At 39.6% G+C, this 369-nt stretch carries 1 pseudogene; it reads left to right on the plus strand.

What is annotated here, in order from left to right:
• A pseudogene (locus tag AOA62_RS31780) lies at window positions 1-369 on the plus strand (hypothetical protein); the annotation flags it as partial.

Genomic DNA, 369 nt, shown 5'->3' on the forward strand with positions numbered 1-369 from the left:
GCACTAGCATATCAAGAAGAATTAGAAGCAAATGCTGATGTTATCATCGCGTTAACACATATAGGATATGGTGATGATCGCGCACTTGCGGAGGCAGTTGATTACTTCGACGTAATTATCGGGGGACATTCGCATACGACTTTAAATAATCCTGTAATGGTTAATGGAACACCAATTGCTCAGGCAGGAGGTTATTTAAGTCATGTTGGAAAACTAAATCTATCTATTGATCCAGAGACAAAAGAAGTAGTAACGGTGAATGGTGGACTTCAACGAGTGAGCGAACTTGTTGAAACAGAAGAAAGTGTACAAGAGATTGTAGATTACTGGAACTCTCAAATGGATGAGATTCTAGGCATGTCATTGGAA

This window comes from Pseudomonas sp. 2995-3 (assembly GCF_002742565.1).
In the GTDB taxonomy this organism is placed as follows: domain Bacteria; phylum Pseudomonadota; class Gammaproteobacteria; order Pseudomonadales; family Pseudomonadaceae; genus Aquipseudomonas; species Aquipseudomonas edaphica.